A 25,635-nucleotide genomic window follows, 5' to 3' on the forward strand; every position below is an offset into this window, starting at 1 on the left:
TTTCTTTAACGTTTTGAAACCCAAAATAAAATAATTCCGATGATCAACAGTGCCAATGGCAACAGATAACCGGACAAGGAACCGAGCAATGACATTACCAGACCGATATTCATTACCAGCCACAGTCCCAACAGCACAAAGCCGACCGACTTGTCACGCTTGAAAATAAGAAAACTGATAGAGGCATACAACAACAAATTGTCCTTATTCATCACCCAAGGCAAACCTATAGAAGCAAAGGGGAGCAGTTTATTTATCAGGAAAAGAGTTCCGATAACAATAAAAGCGACGGCAGTAGCCTTATAAGTATCTTTATTATTATTTGCTTTGACAGCTCCCATCGTTATTTTCCTCCGAACTTATTAATATGAATTTTCTCCCACTGGAGGTGTTCTTCGTTGAAAGGCTTACGTTCCATTCCCTTATGTCCGATGGCAATCACGGAAAGAATCTGCAGTTGCAAAGGAATATCCAAAATTCCATGAACAAACTCGTCAGACGGCATTCCGGTTGCAGTGAAACGTTCGCGAACCTGTACCCAACAGCTTCCCAGCCCCAAATCTTCCGCCTGCAACTGTATCATGATGGAAGCAATAGAAGCATCTTCAATCCACACATCGCTTGCCAACGGATCAGCCATCACAACAATCGCCAAAGCAGCATCCGCAATGAACGAGGAAGCCTGCTCTTTGCAGTGAGACAGTTCTTTCAACTTTTCTTTATCATCGACTACCACAAACTGCCAGCTATTACTACGTTTGGAACTGGGAGACATCAAGGCAGCTTTCATCAGTGCCACAACCTCATCCTGTGTTAACTCCTCATCCGTAAATTTGCGCATACTGCGGCGATTCTTTATCAGTTCACTGAAATTTTCCATATTATTTCCGTTTTCATTTGATTTATGTATGCAAAGATAGCGCAAACCGATCGTAATAAGAAATGAAATTGTATCTTTGCACTGAGAAATATATTCATTATGAAAAAACGAATTACACAAGACGATTACATCAAAGCGAATCGTAAAGCCAGCCGTGAGGCAGAAATCAAAGAGCACGGACACCCCGTTTGTTACAAACGAGTGCATGAGTCAAAGAAAGTATATAACCGCAGAAAGATAAAGGCAGCCGATAAAAAGCTGCCTTATTTTTTTCATTTGGGATAGTGTCGGTATCCCAATGACATAGTGACACCATGAGACAGTGATAGTGACACTATCCTGTTGCGATAGTGACACCATGTTTTATGCAGTTCCTGATAGGCAGAAAGGGCGATTTCCTATACAATTCGCGTCAGTTCTCCAGTAGTGGAGTCTATGATAAACCCGTGCACTTTCACGTCCGACGGAATCAAAGGATGATGAACTATAAAATCGACCGTTCCCCTTACCGACTTCTCCGTATCTTCAAAGCCATCTAGCCAAGAATGAAAATCGACTCCACAAAAACTCATCATATGAATATAATCGGCATTAATACCCCGTGCCTTCATCTTCTCAAGCATTTCTTCACTGTGCATATGGCAGGCTCCACAATCAGAATGGGCAATCACCATTATTTCCTCCACACCTAACTCGAAGATAGCGACAAGCAGACTGCGAATCACACTACCGAAAGGATGGGAAATGACGCCTCCTGCATTCTTGATCATTTTAACGTCTCCGTTCTTAATGCCTAGTGCGGCCGGGAGTAAAGCTGTCAGACGTGTATCCATACAGGATAAGATAGCAATCTTTTTATCGGGATACTTATTCGTTATATATTCTTTATATCCCTCGTTCTTAACGAACTCTCTGTTATAAGCAAGCATTTCTTCTATCATAGCGCTATTTTGTTTGGACACACAAAAATAAAGAAAATAATAAAAAGCTGTATCAGGAAACAATGAAAATATACCGGAAATCCTTTTTAAACTTTTACGCAGGATACAGGTATGGAAACAAAGAGCCGGACAAGAGAAATCTCCTGCCCGGCTCCTATTAATTATGCTTGATTATTAATTAACTGATTAATAACCGGCGTTTTGTCCGAATTCTGCCGGATTATTGATCGCATCCAGATATTTCGTAGGAATAGGACGCAAATAGAATTCTTTCTTAAAGTGCTCAGCAGCACGCTTATTATAAGCAGCCAAACGAGTCTCAAAAGCAGCATTACGTTTCAGCAAATACCAGCGGGCACATTCGCCACAAAGTTCACGGGCATATTCATCGAAAATATAATTCAGATCCACTTGCGACTCACTGACCGTACCGGCACCGGCACGCGTACGGAGTACATTAATATATTTGGCAGCATCTCCCTTGTTCAAGCGTACCGATGCTTCAGCAGCAATCAGGTAAACTTCCGCCATACGCATGATCATCACATCCACAGTTTTTCTCTGAACGTCTCTGCCGACAAACTTATTACCCGGCATATTGAATTTAGAAAGAGCCGGATAAATAGATAACCACAAAGCACTGGCAGCACTAGGCTTGTCATAGGTAGCCCTGGCTGTTCCATTCTCATCGTAAAGATCGAAAACATTAAGAACCAACCCCGGATATTGAGCTTTTTCCTCTTCTGTCAGCGTCTTCAAAGAACAATAAACGGCATATTGATGAGCTTCTGCCGGATCTAAAGGCATAGCAGGATGAAGAATATTACCATCTGTTTTATCCTGAGTAGTCTTCGCTGTTCCATCTGCATTCCAGATAGCCAGCTGGCAGTAATTAGCATCGGCTGTACTATTGGATTCCAAGTTAAAATGAGGATAAACTTTCTTACCTATATTAGATGCGGGAATACCAAATTTAGTAGCAAGTGTGCTTGTGATTTCTTTGGCACACGCTGAACCTCCATATTCATAAGTCGCCCCCCATGCCGGTATAGAATAAGACGAGTAAGCTGAAATAAATGAATAACGAAAACGAGAGTCGTTCATATCAGCAGCAAAACAGTCCATCAGATATTTGGATGGCAGGAAGATATTACTGTTCGGACGACCGTAAACGAAGTTTGAAGTCTTGTCTACCAAACCCAGATCCGTATATGTTCCCAACGAAGGTAAGAAGTGACGGAACATTTCACTTTGTGAGTAGTTACCATTGGTGTAAGCGTCCGAATTTCTTTCGGCACCCGCAGCAATGAACAGAGCTTCTTCATTGTTACGATTATTATTTTCGTTGAATACATCGGCAAAAGCAGGATGCATATACCACTCATAAATCGCTTTATTATTAATCATGGTTGTCGCCGTATCATAGGCTTTTTCCAGAAAGCTGACACCATCGGTATCTTTCAGATCATAACCGGCACCATTAATATATGCACGTGCCAATAATCCCATCGCCGATTTCTTTGTAACGCGGCTATAGTAATCACTGAAACTTACAGGCAGATTCTCTACGGCAAACTTCAGGTCTTCGATAATGGCAGCATAAATTTCGGGAACGGTAGAACGGTGAGCATCAAAAGAAATATTCTCGCTATCGGCAGCCTTCAACTGCAAATCGACATTTCCAAACTGCTCCACCAGATTCATATAATAGTAAGCACGCAGACATCTGGCCTGTGCCACACATTCATTAATTTCAGTCTCATCCCCTGTCACATTCTCAGCTCCGTCAATCACAATATTACAGCTGTTGATACACAGATAAGAATATTGCCACACTTTATAATAATAGCTATCATCGGTTTTCATACCGTTATAACTATGATAACGCTGATAGCTGGAGCCCGATTTAGGTTCTTCCCAAATATCAGTACCCGCTTCCGTACAAACCAGATAGTCACTACTCTGATAGATGTTGTTGATCAAGGCTGTATAGCACGAGTTGGTGAATGCCTTATAAGTTTCCAATGTATAAGAACCATCGGAGAACTGACCCGAGTTGTTGGGGTTCACTTCATCAAGACTGCAAGAGCCCCAAGAAAAAACACCGGCAACAAGTAGAACTAAACTATATATCTTTTTCATATTGCTATTTTTTAGAAAGTTAAATTAAGACCAAATATGCAATCACGAGACAATGGGAAGTTGATGCTTCCGTTCATTTCCGGATCGTAATTCTTCACATATTTGTTTGGCGAATAAGTAAACAGGTTGGTCATTGTCGCATAAACTCTCAGATTACTGATACCAAAACGTTTTGTAAGTTTACCGGGTAACGTATAACCCAATGTTACGTTTTTAAGTTTAAAGAATGATCCATCCACATAATACATCGAATCATATCCTTCATAAGCACTTCTATCCTTGGATTTATCGATAGCATAGAACAAGACATCCTGATCTGCTTCGATCGTCTTGTCATAGTAAGTAAAATAAGTAGGAATATTGTAATCCGGATTAGGCGAATATTTACCTATCACACTACCATAGTTCATCATTTGCCCCCAACGTGCATAAAGGAAGACAGACAAATCAAAATCTTTGTATCTGAAATTATTCTTAAAGCCCAATGTCCAGTCCGGAGTATTACGACCTATTACCTGACGATCATAATCCGCACGTACACCATAAGGATTTTCTGCCGTAATATCAACGCGCTCTCCTTCAGGATTCATATAATAATAACCATTTCCGTCCTTCTTCACACTAGGTAAATCCAGCTTAATATCGCCCGGTTCGCATCCGAACAAAGCAGCAGTTTCCTTTTCGCTATATTGCCAGATACCCAACACTTTATATCTATAGAAAGAACCGACTCCTTCGCCGACTTTGAACACCATATCACCCTTTTTTGCATTGAACATCATATCCTGCCCTTCGATCAAAGATTTAATTTTTTCTTTGTTGGCGGTAAATGTCACTGTTGAGCTCCAAGTAAAATCTTTCTTCACAATATTACGAGTATTAAGAGCAAGTTCAATACCGCGATTTTCTGTTTCAGCAGCATTCTTGTTCATTTTATAAGTAGTGCTACCTGTGTAATTACCCATAATAGATGTCGGCAATGCCTGAGAAAGAATTACATCCGTTGTTTTTGTCCGATACAAATCCACCGTCAGATCAATACGATTATTGAGGAAGCTGGCGTCAATACCAATATTCAAGTCATGAGTCTTTTCCCATGTCAGATTACGGTTAGTGATATACTCCGTAAACTTGGCTGACGGAACAGTCATTCCTCCCAAAGAGGTTGTCACATTTTCCAAAGATGCCATAGAACTGTATTCAGCAATACCGGCAGTAGTTCCGGCAACACCATAGCCTACACGCAGTTTCAAGTTATCCAACCAGCTTTTTGTACCAGCCATAAATGCTTCATCCGAGATTCTCCAGCCTACAGAAACTGCCGGGAATAAATTCCATCTATTGTCTTTCGACAAACGGGAATCCGCTTCATAACGACTGGAAGCAGAAAACAGGTATTTACCTTTGTATGAGTAGTTGACACGACCGATAAAGCCCATCCCTTTCGACATCAGATATTTGCTGTTCAGTTTCTTATTATCAGCATTCTGCAATGCATACCACAACATATCATTGGTCGCCGGGTTTTCACCATAGACATAATATTCTTCACTCTGATTGTAATTCCAGGAAGTAACCCCTGTAACCGTCAGGTCATGATCCTTATTAAATGTATTGTGATAAGTTACTATGTTTTCCCATTTGTAATTATATCCCGTCTTATTGGTAGCTTCGCCATATGCCACCGTACTGCCTTTCAACACATTATAGGAGCCTTCTCCCATAAATTTACCGGCACGAGATTGAGAATAACTGCCTCCAAGCTGTGACTTGACAGACAATCCTTTTACCGGTTTCCATTCAAGATAAGCGTCAACATAAGCCCTTCCTGCTTTAGTATTATTCTTATATACTCCATCCTGTTCGTCTGCTAACGGATTCGGGTCTGATGATGAACCTGGAATCGGGAATTCCGTGATAGAGCCGTCTTCATTATAAGGAGTACCTAACGGGGTGGCAAACAATGCTCTTTCCAAAACGGCATTACGTGAATTCTTGTTGGAGAAAGATGCCTGAACATTAATACCGGCATTCATCCATTTATTGATTTCCTGATCTATACGGACACGGGTAGAGTACACTTTATAGTCATCATTCTCATACATACTCTTCTCATCAGTATAGTTCAACGAGAAATAGGCTTTCGTCTTCTCAGTACCTCCGGCAACGGAAATACTATAATTCTGCTTCAAACCTGAGTGTAATACTTCATCTCCCCAGTTTACCCATTGGTTGTTTTTGATGGCATCGTATCTTTCACCGAAAATTTCCTCCTCATTAGTAGTACCGACAGGCTTATAAGAATCTTTTATATAATTAATGTATGAGTCACCCGTACGCATCTTAGGAACTCGGGCACCCATAGTCGTTCCGGCATAAGCATTAAAATTGATGACCGGTTTTCCACTCTTGGATCCTTTCGTAGTCACGATAATAACACCATTCGCACCACTTGAACCGTAGATAGCTGTAGAAGATGCATCTTTCAGTACTTCGATAGATTCAATATCATTGGGATTCAAGGTAGCAATATCACCCGGCATACCATCGATAATATAAGTCGGCTTAAATGCATCTGAAGAGATATTACCATCCTCATCCAACTGTAAAGAGCGGGTACCACGCAACTGAACTGTCGGTGACGAACCTGCCTGACCTGAAGAATTAGTGATATCCAGACCTGCAATTTTACCTTGCAGCGCATCCATCGGATTCACGCCCGGATTCATGGTGATATCCTCTGATTTCACAGAAGCAACCGCACCTGTCAAATCACGTTTCTTTACCGTACCGTAACCGATGACCACTACCTCATCCAAAGCCTGTGTATCCGGAACCATCTTTATATTCAGCGGGGCATTTCCGCTCACAATGATAGCCTGTTCTTTATATCCGATATAAGAAACAACCAGTTCTTTACTTCCGGCCGGAAGATTAATGGAGAACTTACCGTCAAAATCAGTTATCGTACCTGTACTTGTACCTTTCACCACAATAGAAACACCGATCAACGGTTCTCCATTTTCATCTAAAACAGTTCCTTTCACTGTCTTTGTCTGCATGACGGCTTGCACAGTAATATCATTCACACCATTTTCTGCATAAACAGATATGGCAGAAGGGGCACACAATAAAGTCAGCCCTAAAATCATGGAAACGCGTCTATGCTGTGTCTTCCACGCTTCAACAAATGCATTCTCTCTCATTCGTTTTAATTTAAAGTTAATATTAATTTTCCTTTGTTTAGTAAAATACAATTAGCATAATCTTTTATATAGACGTTTCCATTTTACTTCTGTACTCACAAAGGACGACAATAATACAAAAATTCGCTTTTCCAAGCCTTTTTTTCCTCAAATATATGCAAAGGATAAAAAGACAAATTTTAGGCTAAGCCAACAAATTCTCTTTTTTATTGTTGAATGAAGAATAAAAAGTGTAAATTTGTATTTGGATGCCACTTAAACTAACAACATATTATCGCGGAAAAGACATTCCTGATTTACCGGGAACCAATACTTTTCATTCCAAGGAGTTGTTTCAGATCTATGAATCGACTCCGGGATATACCCCGCTACTGATAGTGGCAACAGAAGAAGGCAGACCTGTAGCACGCCTGCTTGCCGCCATACGCAAGACCAAAAAGTGGCTTCCCTCCTCTCTTGTCAAACAATGTGTGGTATATGGTGCAGGTGAATTTCTGGACACTTCTCTACCGGCAAGTAAAGAGAAGGAGGAAGAAATTTTCGGTGAAATGCTGGAGCATCTCACACAAGAAGCATCACGCACCTGCATTCTTATTGAATTCCGCAATCTGGATAATTCCATGTTCGGTTACCGTTTCTTCCGAAAGAACGACTTTTTTCCGGTCAACTGGCTGCGTGTCCGTAACTCTCTGCATAGTACGCAGAAAGCGGAAGACCGTTTCAGCCCATCACGTATCCGTCAGATCCGGAAAGGGCTCAAAAACGGAGCCAAAGTAGTAGAAGCCCATACGGTGGAAGAGATTAAGGAATTCTCGCGGATGCTGCACAAAGTTTATTCTTCACGAATACGGAGATATTTCCCTGCCAATGACTTTTTCCGCCACATGAACAGCATGCTTATCAGAGGAAAACAGGCAAAAATATTCATCGTAAAATACAAGGAAAAGATTATCGGCGGCTCCGTCTGCATCTATTCCGGCGAAAATGCTTTTATCTGGTTTTCAGGAGGAATGCGAAAGACCTATGCACTGCAGTCACCCGGCATACTGGCAGTATGGAAAGCACTTGAAGATGCCCATGAACGGGGATTCCGTCACATGGAGTTCATGGATGTAGGACTTCCCTTCCGCAAGCATGGTTATCGTGATTTCGTACTCCGTTTCGGAGGCAAACAAAGCAGTACCCGCCGCTGGTTCCGTATCAGCTGGTCATGGCTGAATAATCTTCTGGTCAAGTTTTATGTCTAAATGTAATCTCAAGATTACAAAACCCGTCTTTGTCACCCATCCGGAGCATTTTTTATGCTTTATTCCCCAATAATTAAATGCAGAAATATTTCTTTATTAGACAAGAAATGTCTTTCTTTGTGCTGTTTTATGCCATATAAGCACATAATTAAACCATATAAAAAAATATAGTTATGAAGATTTCACACATTGAGCATCTGGGCATTGCTGTAAAAAGCATCGAAGAAGCCCTTCCTTACTACGAAAACGTATTGGGTCTGAAATGTTACAACATCGAAACAGTAGAAGATCAAAAAGTAAGAACCGCTTTTTTAAAGGTAGGTGAAACAAAAATCGAATTGTTGGAGCCGACTTGCCCCGAAAGCACCATTGCTAAATTTATTGAAAACAAAGGTGCAGGTGTTCATCACGTAGCATTTGCCGTAGAAGATGGCGTAGCTAATGCTTTGGCAGAAGCAGAAAGCAAAGAAATCCGTCTGATTGACAAGGCTCCCCGCAAAGGTGCCGAAGGTCTGAACATCGCTTTCCTTCACCCGAAATCAACACTGGGTGTGCTGACAGAACTCTGCGAACACTAATCATAAACTCTAAAAAAACAACAAGAACTCATGAGTAATCAACTTGAAAAAATTAAAGAGCTTATTGAACGCCGTGCCGTTGCACGCATCGGAGGCGGCGAAAAAGCAATTGCGAAGCAACATGAAAAAGGGAAATACACAGCGCGTGAGCGTATAGCCATGCTGTTGGATGAAGGTAGCTTCGAAGAAATGGACATGTTCGTTGAGCACAGATGCACGAACTTCGGCATGGAGAAAAAGCACTATCCGGGTGATGGTGTAGTAACCGGTTGCGGTACTATCGAAGGTCGTCTCGTATATCTTTTTGCACAGGACTTTACCGTTACTGCAGGTTCACTGTCGGAAACAATGTCACTGAAGATCTGTAAGATTATGGATCAGGCAATGAAGATGGGTGCTCCTTGTATCGGTATCAATGACTCGGGCGGTGCACGTATCCAGGAAGGTATTAACGCTTTGGCAGGTTACGCAGAAATCTTCCAGCGCAATATCCTCGCTTCGGGTGTCATTCCGCAGATTTCCGGTATCTTCGGTCCTTGTGCCGGCGGTGCTGTTTATTCTCCGGCACTGACAGACTTCACACTGATGATGGAAGGTACTTCTTATATGTTCCTTACAGGTCCGAAAGTTGTGAAAACTGTAACCGGTGAAGACGTAAGCCAGGAAAACCTCGGCGGAGCAAGCGTTCACTCTACCAAATCGGGTGTTACTCATTTCACTGCCAAAACAGAAGAAGAAGGTCTGGCATTGATCCGCACACTTCTGAGCTATATTCCTCAAAACAACCTCGAAGAAGCTCCATATGTGGATTGCACAGATCCGATCGACCGTCTGGAAGATTCACTGAACGATATTATCCCCGACAGCCCCAACAAACCGTATGATATGTACGAGGTTATCAGCGCTATCGTAGACAACGGCGAATTCCTGGAAATCCAGAAAGACTATGCCAAGAATATCATTATCGGTTTTGCCCGTTTCAACGGTCAGTCTGTAGGTATTGTAGCCAATCAGCCTAAATTCCTTGCCGGTGTACTCGACAGCAACGCATCTCGCAAAGGCGCACGTTTCGTTCGTTTCTGCGATGCTTTCAATATCCCTATCGTGTCGTTGGTAGACGTACCGGGATTCCTTCCGGGAACAGGCCAGGAATACAATGGCGTTATCCTTCATGGTGCCAAACTGCTGTATGCTTACGGTGAAGCTACTGTACCTAAAGTAACAATCACATTGCGTAAATCTTACGGTGGTTCTCACATCGTGATGAGTTGTAAACAACTTCGTGGTGACATGAACTATGCTTGGCCAACAGCTGAAATCGCTGTAATGGGTGGTGCAGGTGCAGTAGAAGTATTGTACGCGCGTGAAGCCAAAGACCAGGAAAATCCGGCTCAGTTCCTTGCCGAAAAAGAAGCAGAATATACAAAACTGTTTGCCAACCCTTATAATGCAGCTAAGTATGGTTACATCGATGATGTCATCGAACCCCGTAACACACGTTTCCGCGTGATCCGTGCTTTGCAGCAGTTGCAGACTAAGAAACTGTCTAATCCGGCGAAGAAACATGGTAATATTCCGTTGTAATCCAACTTTTCACATTAAAACAAGAACGATTATGAACAAAACCAAAATCGGAATATTCCTTTCTCTGCTGTTGCTGATTGGATTGACTTCCTGCGGAGAGCAAAAGTCGAACAATAAGCTATTGCTGAATGAAGTCCTGATAGACAATCAAAACAACTTTCAGGATGACTACGGCTTGCACAGTGCATGGATTGAAATATTCAACAAATCATACGGTAGCGCAGACTTAGCAGCTTGTTTATTGAAAGTAAGCAGCCAGCCGGGCGATACAGTAACCTATTTTATCCCGAAAGGTGACATACTTACATTAGTAAAGCCACGCCAACATGCGTTATTTTGGGCAGACGGCGAACCTAATCGTGGTACCTTCCATACCAGCTTCAAACTGAACCCTGAAACAGCCAATTGGGTCGGTCTTTTTGATTCAGGCAGAAAGCTACTTGATCAAGTTGTCATACCAGCAGGAACTTTAGGTCCCAACCAGTCTTATGCACGCATAAGCGACGGAGCAGCAGACTGGGAAGTAAAAGGCGGAAGCAAAGACAAATACGTAACCCCGAGCACGAACAACAAAACCCTTGACAGTAATGCCAAGATGGAAAAGTTCGAAGAACATGACTCAGTCGGTATCGGTATGTCTATTTCAGCCATGAGCGTAGTATTCTGCGGATTGATTCTTCTCTTCATTGCCTTCAAGGTGGTAGGTAAAGTTGCTGTCAACCTGAGCAAACGCAATGCGATGAAGGCTAAAGGCATCGATAAAGTCGAAGCGAAAGAGCTTTCACAGGCTCCGGGTGAAGTTTATGCTGCTATTTCAATGGCATTACACGAAATGCAGGATGAGGTACATGACGTAGAAGAAACGGTGCTGACCATCACTCGTGTGAAACGCAGCTATTCACCGTGGAGTTCGAAGATTTACACCTTGCGTGAAAATCCTAACAGAAAGTAAATCATTCCCTAAAAAGATAAAACGATGAAAGAATATAAATATAAAATCAACGGTAACTCATACAAAGTAACCATCGGAGATATTGAAGATAATATCGCTCATGTAGAAGTGAACGGTACGCACTACAAAGTAGAAATGGAGAAACAACCGAAAACTGCTCCCAAACCGGTAGTAGTACGTCCTATGCCTAACTCACCGGCTGCTCCTACCACACCGGTAGTAAAACCGGCTGCTCCTTCTACAGGCAAATCAGGCGTTAAGTCCCCGCTACCAGGCGTTATCCTTGACATCAAAGTAAATGTAGGTGATACAGTGAAAAGAGGACAGACTATCATTATATTGGAAGCCATGAAGATGGAAAACAATATCAATGCAGACAAAGACGGTAAAGTGACTGCCATCAATGTCAACAAGGGAGATTCTGTTCTTGAAGGTAATGACCTCGTAATTATTGAATAATATGGGAGATTTTATTAACTTTTTAGGAAATAACCTTGCCGATTTCTGGACCTACACGGGATTTGCCAACGCGACAGGTGGACATATTGCTATGATCATTATCGGTTTAGGCTTTATTTACTTAGCTGTAGCCAAAGAGTTCGAGCCGATGTTGTTAATTCCTATCGGATTCGGTATTCTGATCGGTAATATACCTTTCAATATGGACGCCGGACTAAAAGTCGGTATATATGAAGAAGGTTCTGTATTGAACATATTGTATCAGGGAGTAACGTCCGGCTGGTATCCACCGCTCATCTTCTTAGGTATCGGTGCCATGACAGACTTCTCGGCGCTAATCTCCAATCCGAAGCTGATGCTGATCGGTGCGGCTGCCCAGTTTGGTATCTTCGGTGCATACATGATCGCATTGGAAATGGGATTTGACCCGATGCAGGCCGGTGCTATCGGTATCATCGGTGGAGCAGATGGTCCGACGGCTATCTTCCTTTCGTCCAAGCTGGCACCTAACTTAATGGGAGCCATTGCGGTATCCGCCTACTCCTATATGGCGTTAGTTCCGGTGATACAGCCGCCTATCATGCGTCTGCTCACCACCAAACACGAACGCGTTATCCGTATGAAACCGCCACGTGCCGTTTCTCATACAGAGAAAGTGATTTTCCCGATTATCGGTCTGTTGCTGACCTGCTTCCTAGTTCCTTCCGGTCTGCCTCTGTTGGGTATGCTGTTCTTCGGTAACCTGTTGAAAGAAAGTGGTGTAACCCGCCGTCTGGCTAACACAGCCAGCGGTCCGCTGATTGACGTTATCACTATCCTGTTAGGTTTGACAGTAGGTGCTTCTACTCAGGCTTCTGAGTTCCTGACACTCGACTCCATCAAGATCTTCGCCCTCGGTGCTTTGTCATTTATTATTGCTACTGCATCAGGTGTGATCTTCGTTAAGATCTTCAACCTCTTCCTCAAGAAGGGCAATAAGATCAATCCGTTGATCGGTAATGCAGGTGTATCTGCCGTTCCCGACTCTGCACGTATCTCACAAGTTGTCGGTCTGGAATATGATCCTACCAACTACTTGCTGATGCACGCTATGGGTCCGAACGTAGCAGGTGTAATCGGTTCGGCTGTTGCTGCCGGTATCCTGTTAGGATTCTTAATGTAGGGACAAAATATTAGGTGCGGATATTGCTGTTTTAGATGCAATATCCGCACTTATCATTATGTTATCTTCTCTTATCATTCCGTTAATCTATTCCAAAAAGGCTACGAATAATTCGTAAATACGATATTTTTTAGCATCTTGCGTCTTTGTTACGACACACTAAAATAAATATTTATGAAACGGATTATTCTCCTCGCCTTCCTTTGTACCACCACCCTGGTGATGGCGCAGCGCATCAATCATGTTCAGGAAGCAATAGCAAACTACGATTACGAGGCAGCTCTCACTCTCATTGCCAAAGAAAAGCCGACAATTCCCCTACTCTTGCAAAAAGGTAAAGCACAACGGGGACTTGGGATGAATACAGAAGCACTTTCCACTTATCAGGAAATCATAGCCAATGATACTGCCAATACCCGTGCATATATCGAAGCAGCCGAATGCTGCCGTTCATTGGCCAAATACCAACAGGCACTGAAATATTATGAACAGGCACTTGATCTGAATCCGGAAAACAAATATGTGCGTATTCAATACATCGGACTACTGCTCTCTTTACAGAAGTTTCAGGATGCTTTAGGAGAAAGTAGTCTGATGACAGAGAAAGACAGTTCCGCCATCGCCTTGCATCTGCAGGCCCAAAGTTTCGAAGGTATGGGAGAGCTTCTCCCCGCCACGGGGTGCTACTATAATATACAGGAGAAATACCCCGACGACTATCTTGCCGCCGCCAAGCTCGCCGCACTGAACATAGCCGGTTCTTATTTCAACGAAGCAATTGAAGCCACGGAGAAATATCGGCAGACTGATACCACCAATATCGCTGTCAACCGTCAGAATGCACTGGCATATTGTCTGAATAAGGATTATCCTACCGCTATCCAGCGTTATGAATACCTGGTGAGCCAGGGCGACAGTTCTTTTCATACCTGTTATTATCTGGGTATCAGCTATTATGCGGAAGAGAAATATTACGAAGCACATGACTTTCTGGAAGCCGCCCGAAAACATGATCCTGAAAACGTAAACCTGCTTTATTATCTCGGCCGTGCCTGCGCCAAGACTTCATGGAAGAAGTTAGGCGTAGAGTATCTCGAAAAAGCGCTTGATCTGACTATTCCCAAAGACAGTAATATGGTACGGCTCTATATTGGCATGACCGACTGCTACAAAATGGCACAGATGCCTAAAGAGCAGATTGAATCGATCAGAGAACGCTACCGGAAATACGATAAACAAAATCATAAGCTGCTCTATGATATGGCTTTCATTTATTTCTATTCGCTGAAAGACAAGAAAAATACCGAACGCTGTCTGGAAGCATTCTTAAAAACACGCCCGAAAGAAGATAAGGAAGAAGAAGCGAAACTAAACGAACGAGGCGAACTCGTTTTAGGCACTAAGAATTATTATAATGCTGCAGCCAACTGGCTGAAAGACATTCAAAGTAAGCAAAAGATAGAAGATTTCTTCTTGGGAGGAAATGTGCCCGCTCAGAAACCGGAATAAGCAGATAAAGGATATTACGTAAAAAAGGCTGCAACCGTCAAACGATTGCAGCCTTTCTATATAATAGGATAATCTGTGATTATTCAGCCAATTTGTTGTCTGAACCCAGCACATTAAGGATTTTGTGCTTGTACAGTTTTTCCATGTTGTCACGAGCCGGACCAAGATACTTACGTGGGTCGAATTCAGCAGGTTTTTCAGCGAAAGTCTTACGGATAGCAGCAGTCATAGCCAGACGAGAGTCTGAGTCGATGTTGATTTTGCAAACAGCAGACTTGGCAGCTTTACGCAATTCTTCTTCAGGAATACCGATAGCAGCTTTCAGAGCACCACCAAACTTGTTGATTGTTTCAACTTCTTCTTCAGGAACTGAAGATGATCCGTGAAGTACGATAGGGAATCCCGGAAGTTTTTCCATTACAGCATCCAATACTTCGAAAGCCAATGGAGGAGGAACCATACGACCGGTAGCCGGATCGATGTGGCACTGTTCCGGAGTAAACTTGTAAGCACCGTGAGAAGTACCGATAGAGATAGCCAATGAGTCACAACCTGTACGAGTAGCGAAATCGATTACTTCTTCAGGGTCAGTGTATGTGTGGTGGTCAGAAGAAACTTCATCTTCTACACCTGCCAATACACCAAGTTCACCTTCAACTGTTACGTCGAACTGATGAGCGTATTCAACCACCTTCTTAGTCAAAGCAACGTTTTCTTCGTAAGGAAGATGAGAACCATCGATCATAACTGAAGAGAAACCTGAATCGATGCAAGATTTGCAAGTTTCAAAAGTATCTCCGTGGTCAAGGTGAAGAACGATTTCAGGATGTGCGCAACCTAATTCTTTTGCGTACTCTACAGCACCCTGAGCCATGTAACGCAACAAAGTAGCGTTAGCATACTGACGAGCACCTTTAGAAACCTGAAGAATCACCGGAGATTTTGTTTCTACTGCAGCCTTGATGATAGCCTGCATCTGTTCCATATTGTTGAAGTTGAATGCTGGGATAGCGTATCCACCCTTAATAGCCTTAGCAAACATGTCTCTTGTGTTTACCAATCCTAAGTCTTTGTAATTAACCATTTTGTTTAAAGTTTATTGTTAGTGAATTAAAATTCTACGCAAAAGTAAGCATTATCCACCGAATAACGAGCATCGGAAAGAAAAATATAATAGAAAAAGGTTTAAATCGATCAGCAAATATTCATCCGTAAGCGGGTCTGACATTAGATTGTAATGTCCACCTAGCAAATAAACGGCTGAAAGGTTCTATCCCAAAACAGGTATTATACCATAAAAAGCACAAGACATTCTTTTCGTGCCAATCATATAATTCATAGAAATAGCATAATTCACAGAAGTTTTTTCAGCAAAGTTTTTTCTATTCCGGAGAAATGTGCTATCTTTGCGCTCTGAAAATGACCATTACACTATTTCTTACCAAAATAGTAACAGAATATAAATTAAAAAAACAGATACTGAAATGAAAAAAGGCCTTCATCCAGAATCATACCGTCCGGTAGTATTCAAAGATATGTCAAATGGTGATATGTTTTTGTCTAAATCAACTGTAGCAACTAAAGAAACCATCGAATTCGAAGGTGAAACTTATCCGTTGCTGAAGATTGAAATCTCTAACACTTCTCACCCGTTCTATACAGGTAAATCTACATTGGTAGATACTGCAGGTCGCGTTGATAAGTTCATGAGCCGTTACGGTGACCGTAAGAAGAAATAATTCAATCTTTCGTTAAGATGAAAAAAGAGGAGATTTCCGGTTGGAAATTTCCTCTTTTTCGTTTCATAGATAAACTAAAGGACCGCACCATTCTTCACAGAGTAGTGCGGTCCGTATATTAACTGGCTAAGGGGAACTATTACCAGGTAATATAAAAATGGTATAGTTAAGGGAATATACCATACCATTATATTGTCTGATCTCCTGAAAAATGATGGTTTATTAAATAGTACTATTCAGGAGAAATACTTCCTATTATATATAATAATATTCAGCAGGCAAAAAAGACGGTCCTGCTGACCCGTTGCACTACATATTACAGTCCACGAGGGATGAGATACAGTGGGCGCATTAACGCTCCACACGGGGGACAGAACCGTATATCTAAGGAAGCCACGAGCATATTCCCACATGCTCGTAGCTTAAATTCGAGAATTAAATTCTCATATCGCATTCCGCGACTGTAATACTAGTGCGGTGCAAAAGTGGGAATAATCTCTGATAAAATCAACAGAAAAGGCATTTTTTATCTATAAACAATCATTTTCCTTTAATGTTGATACTAATTTCACATTTCTAATATACCCGTCTCTACTGAACATAGTCAAGTATTAAATTGTTTACTTCCCAAACAATGAACGACTTATGAAAAATATCTATGTGATTGCACTCGCAGCCATCCTATTTCAAGGCTGCGGGCAAAAAAAAGAGATGACGGTACCCGCCACCCGACCTGTTAAGACAACTATTGTCGAATCAAGGTCAGTAATCAGAAAAGACTTCTCCGGCATTGTAGAAGCAGTGGAGTATGTCAAACTGGCATTCCGCGTCAGCGGACAGATCATCAGCCTGCCTGTTATCGAAGGAGAGAAAGTGAAAAAAGGGCAACTGATTGCAGCTATCGATCCCAGAGATATCGCATTGCAGTATGCTGCCACCAAGTCTGCCTACGAAACAGCTTCCGCACAAGTGGAACGCAACAAGCGCCTGCTCTCCCGGCAAGCGATCTCCGTGCAGGAGTATGAAATCAGCCTTTCCAATTATCAGAAAGCAAAATCGGAGTACGAACTGTCCAGCAACAACATGCGTGACACCAAACTGACGGCCCCTTTCGACGGTTCTATCGAGAAGCGGTTGGTGGAGAACTACCAGCGTGTCAATTCAGGAGAAGGGATCGTACAACTGGTCAACACACAGAACCTGCGTATCAAGTTCACCATACCGGATGCATATCTTTATCTCCTCCGTGCCAAAGATCCCCGTTTCCTTGTAGAGTTTGATACCTTCAAGGGCCATGTGTTCAAGGCGAGACTGGAGGAATATCTGGACATATCCACCGAAGGAACGGGTATTCCGGTCAGCATCACTATCGACGACCCTTCATTCGACCGGGACTTATATGCCGTGAAGCCCGGCTTCACTTGCAGCATCCGTTTCACAGCCGATGTAGGCCCATTGGTGCAGGATAGCTGGACAATCATCCCGCTCAGTGCTGTTTTCGGCGAAAGTGACGGAAACAACATGTATGTCTGGGTAGTAGAGGACAACAAAGTGCACAAACGCAAAATCGTCGTCAATGCCCCCACAGGAGAGGCGCAAGTACTCGTGTCCGAAGGACTGAAACCCGGAGAACAAATCGTCATAGCAGGAGTATACCAGTTGGTAGAAGGAGAAAGTATTAAATCAATAGACAAATGAATTTAGCAAAATATTCACTGGATAACACGAAGATCATCTATTTCTTCCTTGCCGTACTGCTGATTGGAGGTATTACCTCCTTCGGAAAGCTGGGTAAGAAAGAAGATGCCCCCTTCGTTATCAAATCAGCGGTCATCATGACACGCTATCCGGGAGCCGAACCGGCAGAAGTAGAACGGCTGATCACAGAGCCTATCTCCCGTGAGATACAAAGTATGAGCGGCGTGTACAAGATAAAATCAGAGTCCATGTACGGGCTCTCCAAAATCACGTTCGAACTGCAACCTTCACTTTCCGCCAGTTCCATCCCTCAGAAATGGGACGAACTGCGACGCAAAGTGCTCAATATTCAACCGCAGCTGCCCAGCGGTGCTTCCACCCCGACCGTCTCCGATGATTTCGGCGACGTATTCGGCATTTATTATGGACTGACGGCAGATGACGGCTTCACCTATGAGGAAATGCGCAACTGGGCGGAACGGATCAAGACGCAGGTTGTCACAGCAGACGGCGTGATGAAAGTAGCGCTGTTTGGCGTACAGACGGAAGTAGTCAACATCTTCGTTTCTACCAACAAACTGGTGGGAATGGGGATCGATCCCAAACAGCTGGCCAACCTGCTGCAATCGCAGAACCAGATTATCAACACCGGAGAAATCCGTGCAGGCGTACAGCAGTTACGGGTGACAGCCAACGGAATGTATGCCAACATAGACGATATCCGCAACCAGGTAATCACCACCAAAGCCGGACAGGTGAAACTGGGCGACATAGCCGTGATCGAGAAAGGTTATCTCGACCCTCCATCCAACATCATGCATGTGAACGGGAAACGGGCTATCGGCATCGGTGTTTCCACCGACCCGCAAAGAGATGTAGTGCAGACGGGTGAGAACGTAAAAGTAAAACTGAACGAGCTCCTCCCCCTCATGCCTGTGGGACTGGAACTGCAAAGCCTCTACCTCGAAAACGAGATCGCCAACGAAGCCAACAACGGATTTATCATCAACCTGATCGAATCCATCCTGATCGTGATTGTCATTATCATGCTGGTGATGGGGCTCCGTGCCGGTCTGCTCATCGGCTCTTCGCTGATTTTCTCTATCGGAGGTACACTGCTCATCATGTCTTTCTTCGGCGTCGGACTCAACAGAACGTCTCTGGCAGGATTTATCATCGCCATGGGTATGCTGGTGGACAACGCCATCGTAGTGACGGACAACGCCCAAATAGCCATTGCCCGAGGTGTAAACCGACGGAAAGCCCTGATAGACGGAGCAACCGGACCACAATGGGGCTTGCTCGGAGCAACTTTCATTGCCATCTGCTCCTTCCTGCCGCTTTACCTTGCTCCCTCTGCTGTAGCGGAAATCGTAAAACCGCTGTTTGTGGTACTTGCCATTTCACTAGGACTGAGCTGGGTACTTGCCCTGACGCAGACTACCGTATTCGGAAATTTCATTCTGAAAGCCAAAACAGGCGACAGCACGAAAGATCCATACGACAAGCCGTTCTATCATAAGTTCGCTTCCGTTCTCGGAGTATTGATCCGCAAGAAAGCAGTGACACTGGTATCCATGGTGATCCTCTTCATCATCTCGCTCATTATTATGGGAACGATGCCGCAGAACTTCTTCCCGTCGCTCGATAAGCCTTATTTCCGGGCGGATGTATTCTATCCGGACGGATACAGCATCAATGACGTAGTGAAAGAGATGAAATCGGTAGAAGAGCACCTGGCGAAGCAGCCGGAAGTAAAAAAGGTATCCATCACATTCGGCAGCACCCCGCTAAGGTATTACCTTGCCTCCACTTCCGTAGGTCCGAAACCGAATTTTGCCAATGTACTCGTCGAACTGACAGACAGTAAATATACGAAAGAATACGAAGAAGATTTTGACGGATATATGAAAGCCAATTATCCGAGTGCAATCACACGGACCAGCTTGTTCAAACTGTCCCCCGCAGTGGATGCGGCTATCGAAATCGGCTTTATCGGTCCGAATGTGGATACGCTTGTATCACTTACCAATCAGGCAATAGCCATTATGCACCAGAATCCGGATTTAATTAATATCCGCAATTCGTGGGGAAACAAGATACCCGTCTGGAAACCGGTTTACAGCCCGGAACGGGCACAACCGCTGGGTGTATCCCGACAGGGAATGGCACAGAGCATTCAGATCGGTACCACAGGAATGACTTTGGGAGAATACCGGCAGGGAGATCAGGTACTTCCTATCCTATTGAAAAATAACCAGCTGGATTCATTCCGGATCAATGATCTGCGCACACTGCCCGTATTCGGGACAGGCAACGAGACGACCAGCCTGGAACAGGTAGTATCTGAATTTGACTTCCAGTACCGGTTCTCGAACGTGAAAGACTATAACCGGCAGATGGTGATGATGGCACAATGCGACCCGCGTCGCGGAACCAATGCGATTTCCGCTTTCAACCAGGTATGGTCGCAAGTACAGCAAGAGATAAAAATACCGGAAGGATATACCATGAAGTATTTCGGCGAACAGGAAAGTCAGGTGGAATCGAATGAAGCGCTGGCCAAAAACTTACCGCTGACATTCTTCCTGATGTTTGTGACGCTGCTCTTCTTGTTCAAGACGTATCGCAAGCCGACCGTCATCCTGTTAATGCTGCCGCTGATCTTCATCGGTATCGTGTTGGGACTGCTCGTACTCGGCAAGTCGTTCGACTTCTTCTCCATATTGGGTCTGCTAGGTCTGATTGGTATGAACATCAAGAACGCTATCGTACTGGTAGACCAAATCGATTTGGAAACAGCAGCAGGCAAAAAACCGCTGGACGCAGTCATCAGTGCCACAACCAGTCGCATCATTCCGGTAGCGATGGCCTCCGGAACAACGATTCTGGGTATGTTGCCGCTACTGTTCGACGCCATGTTCGGCGGAATGGCCGCCACCATCATGGGCGGACTGTTAGTAGCCTCGGCATTGACACTATTCGTCCTTCCTGTAGCCTATTGCGCCATCCACCGGATCAAAGGAGAGCAATAATTATCCATTATCAACTATCCATTATCCATTAAAAGATTATCCATGAAAGAAATGAAAACCCAACTCATACTATTTTCACTGTTGCTCCTTGGCTCCACAGCCTGGGCGCAACAGCCCTGCCTGAGTCAGGACGCCTACCGCGAAAAAGTGGAGGCTTACAGCCAGATATTGAAACAACAAAAACTAAAGACATTGGCCAGTTCGGAGGCGCGAAAGATAGCCCATACAGGTTTCCTGCCGAAAATCGACGTAAATGCAGACGGTACCCTGAACATGAGCGACCTTAGCGCATGGAACGAACCGGTGGGCGAATACCGCAACCATACCTACCAGGGAGTATTTGTCGTATCACAGCCACTCTACACAGGCGGTGCGCTCAATGCCCAACATCAGATAGCGAAGGCAGACGAAAAGCTGAACCAGCTGAACGAGGAACTCACGTTAGACCAGATTCACTATCAAAGTGATGCTGTCTACTGGAATGCCTCCGCTTCAAAAGCCATGCTACAAGCAGCCGACAAATACCAGAGCATTGTCAAACAGCAATATGACATTATTCAGGACCGTTTCGATGACGGAATGATCAGCCGTACAGATCTTCTGATGATTTCCACCCGGCTGAAAGAAGCGGAACTGCAGTATATCAAAGCCCGCCAGAATTATACATTAGCGCTGCAACAGCTGAATATTCTGATGGGAGAAGCACCGAATACTCCTGTAGACAGCCTGTACAACATCGGAATGATCTCCGCTCCTGTCCGGATACTGCCTCTGGAAGATGTTTTGCAACGACGTGCCGATTATGCCAGTACGGAAGTAAACATCATGAAGAGCCAGGCACAACGTAAAGCGGCTCTCAGCCAGTTCAATCCCCAATTAAACATGTATTTCAGCGGTGGCTGGGCAACGGCCACACCCAACTTGGGATACGACGTATCTTTTAATCCCATCGTAGGAGTCAATCTGAATATTCCCATTTTCCGCTGGGGAGCCCGTTTCAAGACGAACCGACAGCAGAAGGCATATATCGGAATACAAAAGTTGCAACAGAGTTATATGACGGACAATATCAACGAAGAACTGTCGGCAGCTCTCACCAAACTGACGGAAACAGAATCTCAGGTGAAAACAGCGAAAGAAAACATGAGTCTGGCAAATGAGAATCTGGATCTGGCCACTTTCTCCTACAATGAAGGAAAAGCGAGCATGGTAGATGTACTTTCCGCCCAGTTGTCATGGACGCAAGCACACACCAATCTGATCAATGCTTATCTGGCAGAGAAGATGGCTGTGGCTGAATACAAGAAGGTGACCAGCGAATAGATAAAAACAAAATTAGGCACGGATGACACGGATTTCACGGTTTTAAGAGTTGAGTAACTAAAAACCGTGTTTATCCGCGTAATCCGTGCCTAATTTTTATTGGTTGTTCTTTTTATTATGCAAGGAAGGAGATCAGTACACCCGCAGCTACTGCCGAGCCGATTACCCCTGAGATGTTACTTGCCATACAATACTGCAATACATGATTCTTCGGATCGTATTTCAACGCAATCTCATTCGCCACACGGCTTGCCATCGGAACAGCGCTCAGTCCGGTCGCTCCGATCAGCGGATTAATCTTCTTCTTGGAGAATAGATTCACTAACTTCACAAAGAAGATACCACCGGTAATAGAAAGAGCAAATGCAAGGAAACCACCGATGACAATACCGATTGTCGTCCAGTTCAAGAAGGCTTCAGCCGTCATGGTTGCACCTACCGAAAGTCCGAGGAAGATAGTAGCAGCATTCATGATACTGTTGGAAGCAGCGTCGAACAGACGGAAAGTATTGCTTCCGATTTCTTTCACCAGATTACCGAACATCAGCATACCGATCAAAGGTACTGCACTTGGGACGAAGAGAGCTACAATCGTAGTCACTACAATCGGGAAAATAATCTTCAGTACACGCAGATTCTTGATTTCCGTCTTCGAAGGATATTTCTTTTCCTGTTCCTTCATGTTGATGCTCAGTTCTTTCTTAGTACAGAACAGCTTCACTACCAACGGAATGATCACAGGCACCAGTGCCATATAAGAATAAGCGGCAATAGCGATCGGACCCAGCAAATGCGGAGCCAGCTTGATCGTTGTAAAGATGGCTGTCGGTCCGTCCGCACCACCGATAATACCCAGTGAAGCAGCTTCTTGCGGAGTGAATCCCATCAGGATGGCTACCAGCAGAACAGTAAAGATACCTAACTGTGCAGCAGCTCCAAAGATGGAAAGATGCAGATTACGCAACATCGGTCCGAAGTCCGTCAACGCACCGACCCCCATAAAGATGATCGGAGGCAGGAAACCGGTCTTGATCAGCATATAATAGATGAAGTTCATAATTCCCAGTTCATGCGCAATGTCATGCAAAGGCATTTCCCAGATATTCTTCATCACACCGTTTATCATCACCATACCATTCTCGTCTGCCTGTATCACTCCCATATCTCCTCCGGGGAAGTTGGCAAGCAACACACCGAAAGCAATCGGAACAAGCAGCAGCGGTTCGTACTGTTTCTTAATCCCCAGATAAAGCAGGACGAACGCGATGGCATACATTATCAGAAACTGCGGTTCGGCAATGATATTGCTGAACGCAGTCATGTCATATAAGTTCTCAAATATCTCGTTCATTATCCTATCTTCATTAATACATCATCTTCTGAAACAGTGTCTCCCGGATTAGCGCAGATAGCAGTTATCGTACCGCTAAATTCGGCACGGATAGCGTTGTAAGTCTTCATTGCTTCCACATAACAAAGCACATCGCCCTCTTTCACCGCATCGCCAACTTTCAAGGCAGATTCCTGCGCATTCTTCACCAGGAAGAATTTACCTTCCAGCGGAGAAAGAACATCTTTGCCCTCTCCTGCCGGAGCTGCAGCTACAGGTGCAGCAGGCAGTTCGGCATCTCCGTATGCTACCGTCACACGATAAGCCTGTCCGTCCACCTGTACAGTCAGTGTTTTTGGTTTTGCATCTTCTTCCGGCGATTTATCTTTCTCGGCACGACGTTTTGCCACGTCTGCCAGGAAGTCTTCCTTCGCTTTTCCACTCTTGTAAGCCTCATACTGAGCCGGATGCATGGCATATTCGAAGAGTTCTTCGTCGTCCTCTCCCACTTCCCATTTGTTTTCCTTCATCAGCTTGCGATACTTGTCGAGTGAGTCAGGGTAATTGTCCTGCGGATTACCTTCGAAGAATTTACGTCCTTCACGTTCGGCTTTCTCGATGATTTCGGGAGCCAGTGTACCCGGCAGGCGTCCTGCTTTACCCAGCAGCATATCCCAGATATCGTCGGCAATCATTCCCCAGCGTTCCTTGCCTTTTTCCATTGCCATCACATTCATCATGGCAAGGTTCTTCACGTACTGGCTGAACGGAGTTACCAATGGAGGATAACCGACGCGGGGCCATACATACGCCACTTCGTTGAATAGCTTGATCAGCAGCTGATCCTGTGTCATAAACGGCAGGTTATGTTTGGCTTTATACTTGTTGATAGATTCCAGATTCGATTCGAGGTCAGCCATCAGACTACCCATCATACCGCCAGGAAGTCCCGGACCGATCAGCAGCGAGTTCATCAGACGGTTCTTCGGACTGATATACAAGCCGAGGAAGTCATCCATAAATTCTTGAATCAGCGCACGCACTTTCATGTAGGCTTCCATATTGATTTCCGGTACCTGATATCCGGCATCTTTCAGCATAGCCTGTACACTGAGAAGATCGGCGTGTCCCGTACCCCATGAAAGCGGTTCCATACCTACGTCAATGTAGTCGCAACCGGCTTCGCATACTTCGAGGATGCTTGCCATGTTGAAACCGGGACCGGCATGACTATGATACTGAATAGGAATTTCAGGATGTGCCGCTTTGATATTGGCCACGATCTTGCCCAATGAAACGGGGCGACCGATACCTGCCATGTCTTTGATGCAAATCTCGTCCGCCCCCAGCTTGATAAGTTCTAACGCCATATTGGTGTAGTACTCTACCGTGTGGATCGGCGAATGGGTGATGCAGAGTGAACACTGTGAGATCATGCCTGCCTCTTTGGCATACGTGATGGAAGGAGCGATATTGCGTACGTCGTTCAATCCGCAGAATGTACGGGTGATATCTGTGCCTTGTGCTTTCTTAACTTTGTAGAACAACTTGCGGACGTCTGCCGGAACGGGGCTCATACGGAGTCCGTTCAATGCACGGTCGAGCATGTGTGTCTGTATGCCGGCTTCGTGGAACGGCTTCGTCCATTCGCGCACGGCTCTATTCGGGTTTTCACCAAACAATAAATTCACTTGTTCAAAACCTCCGCCATTTGTTTCTACACGGGCGAAACAGCCCATTTCAATGATGGCAGGAGCTACCTTTACGAGTTGGTCTACACGAGGTACATATTTTCCGGCAGATTGCCACATATCTCGGAAAACCAGACTAAACTTAACTTCTCTTTTCAT

General features: G+C 44.3%; 20 protein-coding genes. 12 read left to right on the forward strand and 8 right to left on the reverse strand.

All coding sequences use genetic code 11. The annotated features are described in order from the left end of the window. Positions 1 to 5: 5 nt before the first annotated feature. Both BT_RS08515 and BT_RS08520 read right to left on the reverse strand, forming a co-directional pair. Entirely contained in the window at positions 6 to 341 is a 336-nt protein-coding gene (locus BT_RS08515; protein ID WP_008763370.1) for a hypothetical protein, read from the reverse strand. A 2-nt stretch (positions 342 to 343) separates the two neighbouring features. Beyond that, a complete protein-coding gene (locus BT_RS08520) occupies positions 344 to 880 on the reverse strand; it encodes a nitroreductase family protein (RefSeq protein ID WP_008767848.1) in 537 nt (178 codons plus the stop codon). 99 nt (positions 881 to 979) lie between these two features. On the opposite strand from BT_RS08520, the gene BT_RS08525 reads away from it, so the two are divergent. Beyond that, positions 980 to 1,165: a hypothetical protein gene (locus BT_RS08525; RefSeq protein ID WP_008763368.1), complete on the forward strand. Its 186-nt coding sequence runs from the start codon at positions 980 to 982 to the stop codon at positions 1,163 to 1,165. Positions 1,166 to 1,278: 113 nt separating this feature from the next. Here the strand turns inward: BT_RS08525 and BT_RS08530 are convergent, their stop codons facing one another. From BT_RS08530 to BT_RS08540, 3 genes are all read right to left on the reverse strand, one after another. Next, positions 1,279 to 1,821, reverse strand: coding sequence for a beta-class carbonic anhydrase (locus BT_RS08530; protein WP_008763367.1), 543 nt, complete (start codon positions 1,819 to 1,821; stop codon positions 1,279 to 1,281). Positions 1,822 to 2,007: 186 nt separating this feature from the next. Then, on the reverse strand, positions 2,008 to 3,963 hold the full coding sequence (locus tag BT_RS08535) for a RagB/SusD family nutrient uptake outer membrane protein (protein WP_008767847.1): 1,956 nt from the start codon (positions 3,961 to 3,963) through the stop codon (positions 2,008 to 2,010). Between the two features lie 11 nt (positions 3,964 to 3,974). Further along, positions 3,975 to 7,169: a SusC/RagA family TonB-linked outer membrane protein gene (locus BT_RS08540; RefSeq protein WP_008767846.1), complete on the reverse strand. Its 3,195-nt coding sequence runs from the start codon at positions 7,167 to 7,169 to the stop codon at positions 3,975 to 3,977. Positions 7,170 to 7,417: 248 nt separating this feature from the next. Between BT_RS08540 and BT_RS08545 the strand changes: the two genes are divergently transcribed. The 7 genes from BT_RS08545 (at position 7,418) to BT_RS08575 (ending at position 14,660) form a co-directional block, all read left to right on the forward strand. Then, positions 7,418 to 8,416, forward strand: coding sequence for a GNAT family N-acetyltransferase (locus tag BT_RS08545; RefSeq protein ID WP_008767845.1), 999 nt, complete (start codon positions 7,418 to 7,420; stop codon positions 8,414 to 8,416). Positions 8,417 to 8,589: 173 nt separating this feature from the next. After that, positions 8,590 to 8,994, forward strand: a complete 405-nt coding sequence (gene mce / locus BT_RS08550) for a methylmalonyl-CoA epimerase (protein WP_002561104.1) — start codon at positions 8,590 to 8,592, stop codon at positions 8,992 to 8,994. Between the two features lie 30 nt (positions 8,995 to 9,024). Next, on the forward strand, positions 9,025 to 10,578 hold the full coding sequence (locus BT_RS08555) for an acyl-CoA carboxylase subunit beta (RefSeq protein WP_008763364.1): 1,554 nt from the start codon (positions 9,025 to 9,027) through the stop codon (positions 10,576 to 10,578). 31 nt (positions 10,579 to 10,609) lie between these two features. Further along, positions 10,610 to 11,530, forward strand: coding sequence for an OadG family transporter subunit (locus BT_RS08560; RefSeq protein ID WP_008767844.1), 921 nt, complete (start codon positions 10,610 to 10,612; stop codon positions 11,528 to 11,530). 24 nt (positions 11,531 to 11,554) lie between these two features. Next, a complete protein-coding gene (locus BT_RS08565; protein ID WP_008763362.1) occupies positions 11,555 to 11,989 on the forward strand; it encodes an acetyl-CoA carboxylase biotin carboxyl carrier protein in 435 nt (144 codons plus the stop codon). 1 nt (position 11,990) lies between these two features. Next, positions 11,991 to 13,151 (forward strand): sodium ion-translocating decarboxylase subunit beta, encoded by a 1,161-nt coding sequence (locus BT_RS08570; RefSeq protein WP_011107939.1) that lies wholly within the window; start codon positions 11,991 to 11,993, stop codon positions 13,149 to 13,151. Between the two features lie 174 nt (positions 13,152 to 13,325). Then, entirely contained in the window at positions 13,326 to 14,660 is a 1,335-nt protein-coding gene (locus tag BT_RS08575) for a tetratricopeptide repeat protein (protein WP_011107940.1), read from the forward strand. A 79-nt stretch (positions 14,661 to 14,739) separates the two neighbouring features. On the opposite strand, the gene BT_RS08580 is transcribed toward BT_RS08575, so the two are convergent. Beyond that, positions 14,740 to 15,744, reverse strand: coding sequence for a class II fructose-bisphosphate aldolase (locus BT_RS08580; protein WP_008763359.1), 1,005 nt, complete (start codon positions 15,742 to 15,744; stop codon positions 14,740 to 14,742). Positions 15,745 to 16,144: 400 nt separating this feature from the next. Between BT_RS08580 and BT_RS08585 the strand changes: the two genes are divergently transcribed. From BT_RS08585 to BT_RS08600, 4 genes are all read left to right on the forward strand, one after another. Beyond that, a complete protein-coding gene (locus BT_RS08585) occupies positions 16,145 to 16,399 on the forward strand; it encodes a type B 50S ribosomal protein L31 (RefSeq protein WP_005678397.1) in 255 nt (84 codons plus the stop codon). Positions 16,400 to 17,044: 645 nt separating this feature from the next. Beyond that, positions 17,045 to 18,097: an efflux RND transporter periplasmic adaptor subunit gene (locus BT_RS08590; protein WP_011107941.1), complete on the forward strand. Its 1,053-nt coding sequence runs from the start codon at positions 17,045 to 17,047 to the stop codon at positions 18,095 to 18,097. Continuing rightward, a complete protein-coding gene (locus tag BT_RS08595) occupies positions 18,094 to 21,132 on the forward strand; it encodes an efflux RND transporter permease subunit (protein ID WP_008763357.1) in 3,039 nt (1,012 codons plus the stop codon). The genes BT_RS08590 and BT_RS08595 overlap by 4 nt, the downstream gene beginning before the upstream one ends. Before the next feature lie 51 nt (positions 21,133 to 21,183). Then, positions 21,184 to 22,455 (forward strand): TolC family protein, encoded by a 1,272-nt coding sequence (locus BT_RS08600; protein WP_032813712.1) that lies wholly within the window; start codon positions 21,184 to 21,186, stop codon positions 22,453 to 22,455. Positions 22,456 to 22,570: 115 nt separating this feature from the next. Here the strand turns inward: BT_RS08600 and BT_RS08605 are convergent, their stop codons facing one another. Both BT_RS08605 and BT_RS08610 read right to left on the reverse strand, forming a co-directional pair. Continuing rightward, positions 22,571 to 23,806: a sodium ion-translocating decarboxylase subunit beta gene (locus tag BT_RS08605; protein WP_008763355.1), complete on the reverse strand. Its 1,236-nt coding sequence runs from the start codon at positions 23,804 to 23,806 to the stop codon at positions 22,571 to 22,573. Continuing rightward, the gene (locus tag BT_RS08610; protein ID WP_008763354.1) at positions 23,806 to 25,635 is read right to left on the reverse strand and encodes a pyruvate carboxylase subunit B; all 1,830 of its coding nucleotides are present in this window, start codon (positions 25,633 to 25,635) and stop codon (positions 23,806 to 23,808) included. The genes BT_RS08605 and BT_RS08610 overlap by 1 nt, the downstream gene beginning before the upstream one ends.

The organism is Bacteroides thetaiotaomicron VPI-5482, assembly GCF_000011065.1.
Classification (GTDB): domain Bacteria; phylum Bacteroidota; class Bacteroidia; order Bacteroidales; family Bacteroidaceae; genus Bacteroides; species Bacteroides thetaiotaomicron.